The organism is Megasphaera massiliensis (assembly GCF_000455225.1).
Taxonomy (GTDB): Bacteria; Bacillota; Negativicutes; order Veillonellales; family Megasphaeraceae; genus Megasphaera; species Megasphaera massiliensis.
Genome location: NZ_HF954537.1, coordinates 1,044,823 through 1,059,310, shown reverse-complemented (window position 1 = coordinate 1,059,310; position 14,488 = coordinate 1,044,823). Strand labels below are relative to the sequence as shown.

9 protein-coding genes are annotated in these 14,488 nt (G+C 48.7%); 7 read left to right on the top strand and 2 right to left on the bottom strand.

Annotation, left to right across the window (positions count from 1 at the left end):
• Nucleotides 1-42 precede the first annotated feature (42 nt).
• Genes TX77_RS08265 through TX77_RS08250 form a run of 4 tightly spaced genes read left to right on the top strand, consistent with a single transcriptional unit; the run spans nucleotide 43 to nucleotide 3,569 of the window.
• The gene (locus tag TX77_RS08265; RefSeq protein ID WP_230198090.1) at nucleotides 43-897 is read left to right on the top strand and encodes a zinc-binding dehydrogenase; all 855 of its coding nucleotides are present in this window, start codon (nucleotides 43-45) and stop codon (nucleotides 895-897) included.
• Nucleotides 890-1,336 carry a MarR family winged helix-turn-helix transcriptional regulator gene (locus TX77_RS08260; RefSeq protein WP_044504330.1) on the top strand — a complete coding sequence of 149 codons (447 nt, stop codon included), beginning with the start codon at nucleotides 890-892 and terminating at the stop codon, nucleotides 1,334-1,336. Before TX77_RS08265 ends, TX77_RS08260 begins: the two co-directional genes overlap by 8 nt.
• Nucleotides 1,329-2,048 (top strand): ABC transporter ATP-binding protein, encoded by a 720-nt coding sequence (locus tag TX77_RS08255; protein ID WP_044504329.1) that lies wholly within the window; start codon nucleotides 1,329-1,331, stop codon nucleotides 2,046-2,048. Before TX77_RS08260 ends, TX77_RS08255 begins: the two co-directional genes overlap by 8 nt.
• A 3-nt stretch (nucleotides 2,049-2,051) precedes the next feature.
• Nucleotides 2,052-3,569 (top strand): ABC transporter permease/substrate-binding protein, encoded by a 1,518-nt coding sequence (locus tag TX77_RS08250; protein ID WP_044504328.1) that lies wholly within the window; start codon nucleotides 2,052-2,054, stop codon nucleotides 3,567-3,569.
• Nucleotides 3,570-3,672: 103 nt separating this feature from the next.
• Here TX77_RS08250 and TX77_RS08245 read toward each other — a convergent pair whose 3' ends face one another.
• Nucleotides 3,673-4,356, bottom strand: coding sequence for an isochorismatase family protein (locus TX77_RS08245; RefSeq protein WP_044504327.1), 684 nt, complete (start codon nucleotides 4,354-4,356; stop codon nucleotides 3,673-3,675).
• 335 nt (nucleotides 4,357-4,691) lie between these two features.
• Here TX77_RS08245 and TX77_RS08240 point away from each other — a divergent pair, with 335 nt between their 5' ends.
• From TX77_RS08240 to TX77_RS13005, 3 genes are all read left to right on the top strand, one after another.
• Complete coding sequence (locus TX77_RS08240) at nucleotides 4,692-5,237, top strand: TetR/AcrR family transcriptional regulator (RefSeq protein WP_154651881.1); 546 nt, start codon at nucleotides 4,692-4,694, stop codon at nucleotides 5,235-5,237.
• 372 nt (nucleotides 5,238-5,609) lie between these two features.
• Nucleotides 5,610-10,889, top strand: coding sequence for an ESPR-type extended signal peptide-containing protein (locus TX77_RS08235; protein ID WP_044504324.1), 5,280 nt, complete (start codon nucleotides 5,610-5,612; stop codon nucleotides 10,887-10,889).
• A 515-nt stretch (nucleotides 10,890-11,404) separates the two neighbouring features.
• On the top strand, nucleotides 11,405-12,547 hold the full coding sequence (locus TX77_RS13005; RefSeq protein WP_049917330.1) for a YadA-like family protein: 1,143 nt from the start codon (nucleotides 11,405-11,407) through the stop codon (nucleotides 12,545-12,547).
• Between the two features lie 112 nt (nucleotides 12,548-12,659).
• On the opposite strand, the gene TX77_RS08225 is transcribed toward TX77_RS13005, so the two are convergent.
• Entirely contained in the window at nucleotides 12,660-14,474 is a 1,815-nt protein-coding gene (locus TX77_RS08225) for an ABC transporter ATP-binding protein (protein ID WP_044504322.1), read from the bottom strand.
• Nucleotides 14,475-14,488 lie beyond the last annotated feature (14 nt).

Genomic DNA, 14,488 nt, shown 5'->3' with positions numbered 1-14,488 from the left:
GAGACGCCGACGGTAAAACCGGGTTGGTAGCTAGTTAAGGTCATGGGCTTCGGCATCAACCGCTCGGAAATTTTTACCCGTCAGGGCTATTCGGAATCGGTCCGCTTTCCGCGGATTTTAGGCATTGAATGTGTCGGCATCGTCACCGACAGCACGGAGCCGGAAAGGATTCCCGAAGGGACGAAAGTCGTGTCTATTATGGGGGAAATGGGGCGGGCCTTTGACGGCTCTTATGCTGAATACGTTCTTTTGCCGAACGAACAGATTTACAAGGTGCAGACCGACTTAGATTGGCCGACCATGGCCGCCGTTCCGGAAACGTACCACACGGCTTTTGGAACCTTGAAAAATTTGAAGATCGAAGACTCCGATGCCGTCCTCGTCCGCGGTGCTTCAAGCGGCGTAGGCGTGGCCTTTGCAAAACTCCTGAAAGGGAAATACCCAAAGGCGCACTTGTACGGATCGACGCGCAATGCCGGCAAGACCGACCGGCTGATGGAAGCCGGATTTGACGAAGTCATCGTCGACCATAGCGGTTGCCTCGATACGGAATTATCCTTTGATAAAATTGCCGACTTAATCGGTCCATCCGCCATGGCCGACAGTTTGGCCCATCTGAAAGATGGCGGCATTCTCTGCAATACGGGCCTCTTGGGCGGGAAATGGACGATCGACAATTTCGATATCATTACGGACCTTGGGAGCGGCAAGTACATTACAGGTTTCTATTCCGGACTCGTCGATGAAGCGTCTTTGCAGGCCCTGTTCGATATGATTGCGAAATACCATATCGATGCGGCGCCGGAGAAAATCTTCTCCTTAGCCGACATTCGTCAGGCTCAGGCTTATTTGGACAGTGCCGAAAGCTTCGGTAAGGTGGTTGTAGTTAATGAATGATATCTATAAACAGACAAAAGACTATTCGCGAATCAGGGACAATCTGCTGTCGATTTTTGAAAATTACGCCAGAAAACGGGGTCTTCAGAGCAAGTCTATGCTCATCTTGATGTGGATTTACTATCATCCCGAGGGCATCCCTCAACATGAAATCGCCCAGAAGACCTATTCGACGAAGCAGGTCGTCAATGCGACGATCAAATCTTTTAAAGAAAAGGGATACCTTCGCTTTGAAGAAAATTCCCGGGACAAGCGGATGAAACTGATTACTTTGACGGAAGAGGGGCGGACCTATGCGGCGTCGGTCCTGGACTTATTGGAAGAAGCAGAAATGCTGGCCATGAGTGAACTCACACCGGATGAGCGAGATTTCTTATTACGCATTAGTCGTAAGTTTAATGATGCACTGGCAAGGAATATAGGTGACTACCATGATTGAATTTAAAAATGTGAGTAAGATTTACGACAAGAAACGGGCCTTACAGCACATGAGCTTAACCATCAAGAGCGGCGAGTTCTTTGTCATCGTCGGAACCAGCGGCAGCGGCAAGACGACGACCCTAAAGATGATCAACCGACTCTTGACGCCGACGGAAGGGACGGTCCTCATCGACGGGAGCGATATCAGTCAGCTCGAGCCGAGAAAGCTGCGCATGAACATCGGCTACGTCCTCCAGACCGGGGCCCTCTTTCCCAATTTGACGGTCTATGAAAACATCGAAATCATCCCGGAAATGAAAGGCTGGCCCAAGGCAGAGCGGCAGAAGACAATCCGCGCCTATCTGTCCTTGGTCGGCCTCGATGCCGATCAGTATATGAACCGCTATCCCCGTGACCTTTCCGGCGGCGAACAGCAGCGCGTCGGCATCCTGCGGGCCATCGTGGCCAAACCGGACATCCTCCTCATGGATGAACCTTTCAGCGCCCTCGATCCCATCAGCCGCAATCAATTGCAGGAGCTCATCAAGCACCTCCACGAAACCTTTAAAATGACCATCGTCTTTGTCACCCACGATATGGCCGAAGCCGTAAAACTCGGCGACCGCCTCTGCGTCATGAGCAGCGGTGAAGTCGTACAGCTCGACACGCCGCAGGCGGTCAAGGACCATCCGGCCCATGAAGTTGTCAAACGTTTTTTCTACGAGGGGTAAACTATGGAAAACTTAATGAGTACATTTAGTGAACGACAGGGCGAATTGGTACAATTATTGTTGGAGCACGTGCAGATTTCGATGATTGCCCTCTTTGTGGCCATCTTACTGGCCGTGCCCTTTGCCATCTTCGTCGTAAAGTATAAGAAAGCCTCGGAAGTAACCCTGCAGCTGGCAGGGATTTTACAGACCATCCCGTCCCTGGCACTGTTGGGGCTGTTCATTCCTTTCCTGGGAATCGGCAAGGTGCCGGCCATCGTGGCCCTGGTCATCTACGGCCTGTTTCCCATTTTGCAGAACACCATTACGGGCCTTCAGGGCATCGATCCCCTCCTTCAGGAAGCGGCCGAAGCCTTCGGCATGAGCCGTATGGAAAAGCTGAAAAAATTTGAACTCGTCCTGGCCATGCCGTCTATTATCGGCGGCATCCGCACGTCGTCGGTCATGCTCATCGGGACGGCGACCCTCGGAGCCTTGATCGGTGCCGGGGGACTGGGGACCTTCATTCTCCTCGGCATCGATCGGAACAATTCGGCACTCATCCTCATCGGGGCCATTACGGCGGCCTTATTGGCTGTCGTCGTCAGTGCCCTCATCAAGTTCTTGGAAAAACGCTCGTTAAAAGTCATCGGCCTGTCCTTCGTGACGGCCTTGGCCCTCTTGGTCTTATCGACAGTCAACATCGGCGGCCTGTCCGGGAATACCCTCATCGCTGCCGGAAAATTAGGCTCGGAACCGGAAATTTTAATCAACATGTACAAAGACCTGATCGAAGACGAAACGGATATCAAGGTGACGGTAAAGCCCAGTTTCGGGAAGACCAGCTTCTTATATGAAGCTCTGAAAAACGGCTCCATCGACATGTACCCCGAATTTACGGGAACGGTCACGTCGTCCTTGATTAAGCCGCCTATGACGGGCTTGTCGAACAATCCGGAAACCGTTTATGAAGCGGCTAAAGCGGGAATCTTGAAACAAGATGACTTGATCCTGCTGGAACCGATGGAATACCAAAATACCTATGCCATTGCCGTGAAACGCTCCTATGCCGAGCAGTACGGCCTCAAGACGATTTCCGATTTGAAAAAGGTGGAAAACACGGCCAGAGCCGGTTTCTCCTTAGAATTTAACGACCGCGAAGACGGCAATAAGGGCCTGAAATCCCTGTACGACCTGAATCTTTCCGTTGTCACCATGGAGCCGAGCCTTCGTTATGAAGCCATCGACAAGGACAATGTCGACGTCATCGACGTCTTCTCGACGGACCCGGAAATCATAACTCATGATTTAGTCATGCTGGAAGACGACAAAGGCCTGTTCCCGCCCTATCAGGGAGCACCTCTCCTTCGGGCCGACACCATCAAAAAGTATCCTCAATTGGTGCCGGTGTTGAATAAGCTGGCCCACATGATTACGACGGAAGAAATGCTCAAGATGAATTACGAAGTCGATATCGAAGGCAAGCCGGCCGCCGACGTAGCGCGGGCGTACTTAGTATCGAAAGGACTGCTCAAGGAGTAGCAGAAAGACACAAAAGGCCGACAGAACTAGTACAAACTAGCTCCGTCGGCCTTACTTTATGAGAGGCTTACATTTTATCAATCAATGGTGAACGAGTAAAAGATTAGTCTTCCCGTTCGTTATCCATCGGTTCGCCTGTTTTCGTTACTTCTACGGCTTTGGCATAGCTTTCTAACAGCAGCCGATAGTTGGTGAAAATACGGCCCCAAATCTGAGCCCAGGCGTCGGCTTTTGGTGTATGCCAGGTACGCTGTAATTCGGCTAATACGGCACCGGCGTCTGTTACAACGACACCCGCTTGGGTAAGGCGCATCATGGTAGCGATAGCTGCTTCTTGTGAATACGTACCGGAAGCGTCTGGCACTGCAAATACACGGTATCCTTCGTTTACCGCAGAAAGAGCCGGTAAGGCCATGCATACGCTGGTTACCGTACCGGCAATGATTAAGGTCTTTTTGCCGGTTGCTTTTACGGCGTCTACGAATTCTTTGCAATCCCAAGAATTAACTTCTCCGCGGCGAGCTACATATACCGCATGGGGAGCGGCTTCATGGAGTTCCGGAATCAACGGACCGTTTGGACCTTGGGGGACGGAAGCGGTGGTAATAACGGGCATATTTACTAACGTCGCCGCTTCAGCCAGCGCAATAGCTCTGTCACGAATGCGCAGGAAATCAATATCGCCAATACATTGGAATAAACCGCTCTGGTGGTCAATGAGCAGCATGGCCGCATCATTCACGTCAATCATGGGGGCTTTTCCATCAAAGTTTTTGTAAAGTTCCATAGTAATCTCCTTTCGTCTAAAACAACCATCAATAAGTAAGCCTTACACCTTGATTATAATAATGGCTATATTCGAAAACAATATACAGAAATTGGAATATGTATATAGTTAGATGATAGGTTCTCAAAATAATATACAGAAATTGAAATGTGTCTAGAGTTGGTCTCTATTTTCACAGAAACCCTATTCTCCGTGATAAAATAAAAGATAATCATTCATCTATGATTTCAACAGTAAGGAGAAACACATTGACTCAAAGCCGAAATAAAAAGACAGAAACGAAACGACACGTATCCAGCTATACTCGAAATCACATAAAAGAAACATTACTGCGTATGTTGAAAACAAAGCCTTTCCGGGACATCCGTATTACCGTCCTTTGCCAAGAAGCACATATTGCCAGAGGTACTTTCTACTTATATTACAACACGATTGATGACTTATTAGAGGAGATTATTAACGATAGCCTCCATCTCATCGATCATATGACGCCAAATGAAAAGAAGGGTTCTCTTAAAGAATTGCAAGCCATGTTAAACCAAACGAATGATGCCGAATTACCGAGGGATCGGTCGCTGTTCCCTCCCTGCCATAAATATTTGGAACTTGAAGACTATCGCTTTCTGGTAAAGGATCGGGATGTAGCTCCGATGATCGTTGAGAAAATCTATCAGCATGAAAGTCCTAAAATTGTTCCGGTACTCATGAAAGAGCTGCATATGAGCCAAGATGAGGCAGAACTCCTTTTTCAATTTATCGTCAATGGAAGCAGTGCGGTTAACCGAAATTTATTGGCACTAAAAGAAAACGAGTGGTATCGCCTGCAAAAAAGAATCCTGCAATTTATTCTACGAGGGCTGAACTGTGATAAATGGAGTTAAATCGCGATATTATGCCCGGCATCCTATGCAGCCGCGTCGATGGCGACACTTCGTTTGTTGATGAGACCGGCGTAAGGGGCCGTTAATTTGGCGGATACGTGGATTAAGGCTGTGTTACATGTTTTATGATTGAAGGGAAACCGTATAAAGTAACGACAGAATCGTCACTGGAAAGAGTGAAGTTTCTGTCGTTCTTTTTTTGAAAAATTGGGGAAAAGTGAAAGTATTTAGATCATATCCTTTGATGATGAGCAAAACGACTCGAAAATAATATAAAAATGACGAAATAATAACAAACTTTACTATTTTTTATAATTTATATATACTTATAAGTAAAGTGAAAATAATAACGGAATGGGAAGGAGCTTTTTTATGAACAAGATTTATCGCGTCATTTGGAGTCGGGCCAAACATTGCTACGTCGTCGTATCAGAAATGGCCAAAAGTCGGACTAAAAGTAACGGCAGTCACGTCGTGAAAAAGACTGCTTTGGCAGCCATGGTTTTAGCCGGATTGAGCCTGTCCGGTATGGGGATGCCTTCCTATGCGGCGGATAACATCATCGTAGACAGCGGGACGGCTGCTGGCACGACCAATACCGTAACGGATGATACGACGGTTCGTGTTGTGGGAACTGACAACAAAGTGACAAACAGTAAAGATGCTGAAGTATTTGGTGATGGGAATACGGTAACCGATAGTAAGAGTCAGACCGTAATCGGCGATAAGAACAGCATTACGGGGAGAAACTCCGGTACCGTTTCTGGAAAACAAGAGATCAGAACGGATACGGTATCCGACTTAGTAATCGGTAAAGGAAATTCGATTAGTGGGAATAATACCTATATGAAGGGGTATGAAAGTTTAACGATTATTGGCAATAATAATACTTTTAAAACTCCGAATGCAGGTATTGTTATTGGCGATAATCAGATAAATTATGATCTTAATGATTCGGTTATTATCGGCTCCTTAACGCCTGAAGAAAAGAAAGCTGTCGATACTGATGTTAGAGGAATGAGCATGACTGTCGTCGGTAATCATGCACAAGGGGGTGCCGGCGGTACTGCACTAGGTTGGGGAGCGCAAGGTATTGGAGCTTATAGCACCGTCACAGGTTTTAATTCAGCCAGCAATAAGTACACTAGCTGGTCTTCGATTTATGGGGTTGATAATAAAATTACTGGTACTGAAGATGCTCCCGTGACAATGGTTAATGGTGCTTTTGGTACCATGAATAAGGTCGACTATTCATCGAACTCTATGGTTTGGGGCACCGGAAACTGGGTGACAAATGCTGGTGGGAACATGCTTGATGTGGTAGCAAAGGGTTTTAGCGATTACCGTTATATAGAGTTTTTGTTACATGCCAGCTATAATGACGGATATTCAGATCATATGTCCGAGACATTTAGAGATTATGCTTCTCTTAATGGTGGATCCGTGTTTGCTATGGGGAACAGCAATACATCAAATTATGCAAGGAGATCTTCCATTATAGGGTCGGGGAATACTTTGAATGGGACTGAAAACGCGGCAAGTGATTATAATACCATTGCAGGCTATCAAAATACAGGAACTAATGTGAATAATGCTTCTGTCATGGGGACCGGCAATATACTGAGTGATGTGACGACGGATGTCGTCATTGGTGATTATCATACATTGTCTGGCGGAAGTAATAACATTATTATCGGCTCAATGGAAACAAAAGATGGAGTTATGACACAATTATATACTCCAAAGATGGATATTAACACCCGTGAGCCGTATACTGGCACAGCCATTCCTTATACAATGAAAGTAAAAACAGCGGTAAAGGCCCATACAGAAAACATTAGTAATGCCGTCATGGTCGGTTATAATACGGATGTGCAATATGACGGCGGCGTTGCTCTTGGCAGCAATTCTATTGCATCTGTAGATAAAGGTGCCCTTGGGTATAACCCGGTTACGGGCAAAGCTTTTGAGAGTGAAGCGGCTATTGTGGCTTTCGCTGGCAAAGAGGATCGATTTGCCGAATTAAATAGCAGTATACCCGGTTTAGCATCGGCTCTTTCAACGGCAAAAGCTGATTATGAAAGTAAACTTAACGATTATCTGACAAAGAGTGATGAATATAGTCAAAAAGTTCAATATTACAACTTTGCAGATGCGGGATCAGCTGAACAAGCAAAGTATAAACAGCAGATGGAAGCTGCTAAGTCTGCTTTAGATGCTGCTGAAACAGCAATGAATACTTCCGAAACAGCTATGAATGCTGCCAATAAAGCCTACACGGCAGCTGTGTCAGAAAAGACTCAGATTACATCCGCTTGGCAGTCTAATGCTGCTGCGGTATCCGTTGGTGACAGAGAAACGGGAATGACGCGTCAAATCACCAACGTTGCAGCTGGTACGGAAGATACGGATGCCGTCAACGTAGCTCAGTTAAAGAGTATTGCGACGAAGGTGGATGCTAATTCCGTTCACTACTTCTCGACCAAGAGCTCTAGAACAGAGGCGGACACGAACTACGCAAATGACGGAGCAACCGGTACGGACAGTATCGTTATCGGGATTTCTTCCAAGTCAGACGGAAACAACAGTGCCGTTTTAGGGAATAACACGACCGTTACTGGGGTTAAGAACGGCAGAAACAATAGCATCGTCGTCGGTCACAGCATCGAAGCCGACGGCACGCATAACGCCATTTTTGCAACGGATTACAATAACGGTGACAATAAATTGACGAAAGTATTCGGTGAACAGAATACCGTTCTCGGTGTCGGCAACTTAGTCGGCTATACGGCAGTGAGAAATGGCAATAATTGGATTTACACCAAGAATAACTCCGGCAGCGACCAGAATGTGGCTGTCGGGTTAACGAATACCGTAAGTGGCGGCAGCGTTGTCATTGGCACCAATTCTGTAGTACAAGCGTTAGGCACGTCCATTGGTCATGGAAATAATATTTTAGGCGATTTGTATACCGGCGGACAGTGGCGCGTTGCGGTTGGTAACTATATAACGGCTAAAGGTGACAAAGCCGTGGCCATCGGGAATGGCGTCAATGTCAACGCCTGGGGTGCTATTGGTATTGGTGCCAACGATCCAATTGGGTTGAACAGAACGATAGTTACCGGGAAAAATGCTATGGCTATTGGTTCTAGAGCTCAAGCGACAGATGAAAATGCTCTAGCCTTAGGATTTAAGAGTATAGTAACCGGGAAGAATGCAACGGCTATCGGTACTAATGCCAATGCCTCCGAAGCCAATGGCGTAGCCTTAGGCTCTGATTCGGTGGCAAATACGGCGGCCGGTATCTCCGGTTATGACCCGTCTACGAGTGCTGCTTCCACAGACACGACGAGTACCTGGAAAGCGACTCGGGCAGCCGTATCCGTCGGTGGCGGCACCAGTGGCTATACTCGCCAAATTACCAATGTCGCAGCCGGGTTTGCCGACACGGATGCCGTCAACGTAGCTCAGCTGAAGAAAGTTCAGACACAGCTTGATTCTAACTCCGTTCATTACTTCTCTACCAAGAGTTCTCAAACTTCTACCGGCACGAACTATTTAAATGACGGTGCAACCGGTACGGACAGTATGGTTATCGGCATTTCTTCTAAGTCGAGCGGGAATAACAGTACTGTTTTAGGCAATAATGTCAGTGTCGTAGGAGATAAGAATAACTTTAACAGCAGTATCGTCGTCGGTCAAAATATCGATGTCGACGGTACGCATAATGCCGTTTTTGCGACGGATTACGAAAATGGCGATTATAAAGCGACTAAAGTATTTGGTGAGCAGAATACCGTTCTCGGCGTCGGCAACTTAGTTGGTTATACGGCAGTTCAGAATGGTAATGAATGGACGTATACCAAGAATGATTATGGTTCCGACCAGAACGTTGCCGTCGGTTTATTGAATACCGTAAGCGGCGGCAGTATTGCTGTCGGTACAAGTTCCCATGTAAATACCTTAGGTACATCCTTTGGACATGGGAACTCCATTGAAGGCAGTATGCTGGAAGGCGGCCAGTGGCGCGTCGCTTTGGGTAACTATTTGACGGTAAAAGGTGAAATGGGCTTAGCCATCGGTAACGCAGCCAAGGTGGACGGTGACTGGGCTATTGCTATCGGCAACAATAACCATGATGAAGAAAAGACAACATCGGTTAAAGGTGAGAGCTCCATTGCTATGGGTACAGCTACAACCGTTGATGGCGGTTGGGCTACGGCTATAGGTAGTTATAGTGAAGTTACCGGTAAGAGTGCGACGGCAGTTGGCAGTTACAGTATTGCTAATGGTGAGCGTGCCACGGCGTTCGGGAATGTGGCTCAAGCTAAGGAAGCCTTTTCTTTGGCGGTAGGTGCTTTTTCAACGGCAGAAGCCGGTCAATCGGTGGCTATTGGGGGTTATGGAGCTACGGCCAAGGCTAGACACAGTGTGGCTTTAGGTTCCTTTAGCACGGCTGATAGAGCCGGTGGTATTTTGGGCTATGATCCGTTGACTAAAAAAGAATCCACCAGCAACACGGCTGCTTGGAAATCCGTTCTCGGTGCCGTATCTGTCGGTGGACAAGTTAATTATAGTGATGGAACAACCGGGCAAGCAACTCGCCAGATTACCAATGTTGCTGCCGGCAGTGCTGACACGGATGCGGTCAACGTGGCCCAGCTGAAACAGGTTCAACAGTCTATTTCAGATGCTGTGAAGGAAGGTAAGACAACTATTGAAGCCGGCGACAATATTACCGTTGAAAAAGGCTCTACGGAAAACAGCTACAAGATTACCGCGAAGGATACGACACTTAAGGACTCCGACAGTGCTCTCAGCCTCAACGGCAATAAGTTGAAACTGGAGATCGAAGACACAGCCGGCAATAAGGTATCGGGCAGCGTCGAGTTGGATAAAATCGGTTCGGCCATTGATACCAAGAACACCATTGCCAAGGGAAAACACATCGACTACACGGAAAAAGCCAATGACTACGGCGGCACGGAATACACCCTCGACGTCGTGACTGACGGCAAGGTAGAATCGGGCAATACGGGCATCGTCACCGGCGACACGGTGTACCAGGAAACCCGCGTGGCTAAAGACGGTGAATACGTAAAACAGTCTAATTCTGCCGCTGAAAACTTATCGGTCTTGGATAGTCAGGTGAAAACCAACACGGAATCTATCACCAACATTTCAAATAACGTGACCAACTTGAACAGTCGGGTCAGCAACCTCGATACGCGCATCAACCGCGTCGGTGCCGGGGCAGCCGCTTTGGCGGCTCTCCATCCCCAGGACTATGATCCGACGGCGAAGTGGGATTTTGCTGCCGGTTACGGCAATTACAAATCGGCCAATGCCGTCGCCATCGGTGCCTTTTATCGGCCGACGAACGACGTCCTCTTCTCCATCGGAACCAGCATGGGCGGCGGGGAAAACATGTTCAACGCCGGTGTCAGCTTCAAGTTTGGCAGCAGCAACGAATATTCGAATTACTCCAAGGATTCTTTAGCCGCCGTCGTATCGGAACAGTCGAAACAGTTGGAAGCACAGCATTCGACGATTGAAGCCCTGCAGACCAAAGTTGAAAAACAAGAGCAGGAAAACCAGGAATTACGGGCTCAAGTCCAAGAAATCATGCGCCAATTATCGGCACAGCGATAAATGAATAGACAGTTCACTTCGAGAGGGCACCGGCAATTTGCCGGTGCTCTTTCATTGTTCTAAAGGCCTTTGTTTTGATGTAATGTATTGAGCCGTAAAAACAAAAATGGCATGAATTGTTTTATATTCATGGCCGCCGCTCGTAGATGGCATTCCAATCTATATAGCCATAAACGCGTAAACGGATTTGGAGGACTGCTTGTAATACGGATAAAGTGACTTAAAAAATTAATCGTACTGACAAATAACAATAAGCTTTACTATTATATGAAAATAATATATACTTATAACATAAAGTGAAAATAATAACATATTCGTAAAGGTATTTTTACGAGAAAGGCCATCGTGTTATTTAGAACCAAGTGTTCCGGACTCAGGTCCAAGACATCATGGGCCGATTATGGGCAAAACGATAGCAATACACTGTTAACCTCGAAAGGGCATTAGCGGCTTGCTGATGCCCTTTCGTTGTTTATAGGGGAGACATTCCCTAAATTATATGTTGAGGTGATTATATGGTAATTACGAAGAAAAAATTAGTAATGGCGGCTTTAACGGCCGGTATGACGGCTTCGTCAATCTGTCCGGCTTTGGCTGCTGACGACACGCAGAACGGGGCTGTCAAAAATCAGTTGGCCTTTGCCCAACAGGCGCTGAAGGAAATTCAGGAAAACTCACAGTTAGTACAGGATTTGCGGGCTAAGTTAGATCAGAATATTGCAGCGATGGACAATGATGATTCATTTTCGGATTTTCCTGAATCTGCCTGGGAATCTTATGCGAATACCGGGGACTATGATGGGGCCTTGTTCCAGGGAGTACTCTATACCTTAGAGGAAAACGAGCTTTCCAATGCCAGCTATTGGTATAGTGGCTATCCGGGAAGCGGAAATTCCTATATCAGCAGTGGTTATGCCACGTCGGGCGATTCCTTTGTTTATGGGCGATCTATTATTAATGGGGACGTTACGACCAATGGCGACTTTTCGGTTAACGGTAAGCTGTCTGTCGGCGGCAAAACGTATATTGACGATACCGGAATCCATGCCAATAACCAACGTATTACCGATGTTGCCGACGGGATTGCCGATACGGATGCCGTCAACGTAGGCCAGTTGAAAACGGTCGATGCCAAGGTCGACAGCAATACAGATGCCATCACCAATCTTTCCAGTAACGTGACCAATTTGAACGGCCGGGTCAGCAGTCTCGATACGCGCATCAACCGCGTCGGTGCCGGTGCGGCAGCCTTGGCGGCTCTCCATCCCCAGGACTATGATCCGACGGCGAAGTGGGATTTTGCTGCCGGTTACGGCAATTACAAATCGGCCAATGCCGTCGCTATCGGAGCCTTTTATCGGCCGACGAACGACGTCCTCTTCTCCATCGGCACCAGCATGGGCGGCGGAGAAAACATGTTCAACGCCGGCGTCAGCTTCAAGTTTGGCAGCAGCAATGAATATTCAAACTACTCCAAGGCTTCTTTGGCAACGGTCGTATCGGAACAGGCTTCGACGATCGGCTCTTTGAATGCTCGCGTAGAAAAGCAGGAGCAGGAAAATGAAGCTCTGCGGGCACAGGTTGAAAAACAGGCTCAGGAAAATGCCGAATTACGCACACAGGTTCAGGACATCCTGCGCCAGTTGGCCAATAAATAGGCCGAAGGATAACACGTAATCAACATCCTTTTGCGCAAGACAAAACGGGACTGTCCCGAGGTAGTAAATACCTTGGAGCAGTCCCGTTTTTCTATGGATGCGGAATTGGCAGCTAGACGCTCATTCCTTTGGCGTAGTTTTCGTACAATTCTTTATAATAACCGCCGCGGGCCAAGAGTTCGCCATGAGTCCCTTGTTCGACGATGCGGCCTTGGTTGACGACGAGGAGAAAATCGGCGTCGCGAATGGTCGACAGGCGGTGGGCGATGACGATGCCCGTCCGCCCTTTCAGCAGTTGATTCATGGCCTTTTGCACTTCTACTTCGGTGCGGGTATCGACGTTGGCCGTCGCTTCATCGAGAACCAAGATGCTGGGATTGACTAAGAAGGCACGGGCAATGGTCAGTAATTGCCGCTGGCCTTGGGACAAGTCGTCGGCACCGTTTTTCAGCACCGTGTCGTAGCCGAGAGGCAAGGTACGAATGAAATGGTCGGCCATGGTCAGTTTGGCGACCTTGATGATTTCTTCGCGGGAGGCGTCCGGTTTGCCGTAGGCAATGTTTTCGGCAATGGTGCCTGTGAAGATCCACGTATCCTGCAGGACCATGCCAATCTGTCGGTGCAGGGTTTCACGGCGAAGGTCACGGATATCGGTGCCGTGAATGGTAATGGCGCCGCCGGAGATTTCGTAAAAGCGCATGAGGAGATTGATGATCGTCGTTTTTCCGGCACCTGTCGGGCCGACGATGGCGACGACGTGGCCTTTGGGAATCTCAAAATTGACATCTTCCATGAGGGGCTTGTCGGCGCTGTAGCCGAAGGTGACGTGTTTAAATTCAATGGCGTTATCCTTTGAGGCCGTCGCCGGTTGTCGCCGTGCTTCATCATAAGACGGTTCTTGCCGACCTGTCTTTTCATCAGGCAGGACCTCTAGGGCACCGGAATCGTCTTCCATGGGATAGTCTAAAATTTCATAGATGCGGCCTAAGGCGGCGTGTGTTTCCTGGAATCGCGTCAAAATGTAGGAGCTGCGGGAAATGGGGTCCGATACCTGGGTTACATAGAGGAAGAAGGCCTGAATGTCACCGAGGGTGATTTGGCCCCGGAGGACGAGGAGTCCGCCTTGGATGGCGACCAGGACGTAGCCGATTTGATTGATGAAATTGACCAGGGGCATGATGAGCTGGCCCATAAAGCCAGACTGCCGCTCGCGGGTGAAGAGGCGGGTATTGAGGTCGCTGAGGTTATCCGTCGTGATTTTTTCAAGGCCGAAGGCTTGGACGATCTGCTTGCCCGAAATCAGCTCTTCGATGCCGCCGTTAACGGCGCCTAAGGCTTCCTGCTTACGAAGGTAAATGGTGCGGGCCTTTTTGGCCGTGAAGGTCAGGCCCAGGACGCCGACGACGATGACGCTGAGGATGATGACGGCCAAACGGGGGCTGATCCAAATCATCATGGCCACGGCACCGACGATGCCGATGAAGGACGAAATGAGGCCGGGAATGCCTTCGCGCAGGGTTTCACCGACGGAGTCCAAGTCGCTGGTCAGGCGGCTCAGCATGTCGCCGCGGTTGTGCTGGTTGAAATAGGCCATGGGCAGGTGGTGGAGCTGGTGGCTCACGCGGCTGCGCAGGGCCAGGACCATGTGCTGCGATGCCCCGGCGATGATGAATTCGCTGGCGTAGGTAAATACGGCGTGGCAGCTGTAGAAGAAGACCAGCAGCAGAACGGTGTTGGTCGTGTCGTCTAAAATGGCCGTGATTTCCTGCTGCTGTTCGATGCCGTGAACGATGGCGTCGACGATGTTGCCCAAGAGGCGCGGGGCGATGATTTCAAAACTGGCCGCTAAAATGAGGGCCAAGGTCAGGACGGCCAATCGCCACCACTGACTGCGGGAGTCACAGAGAAAGCGTTTTACGAGGTTCATAAGGCCACCTCCTG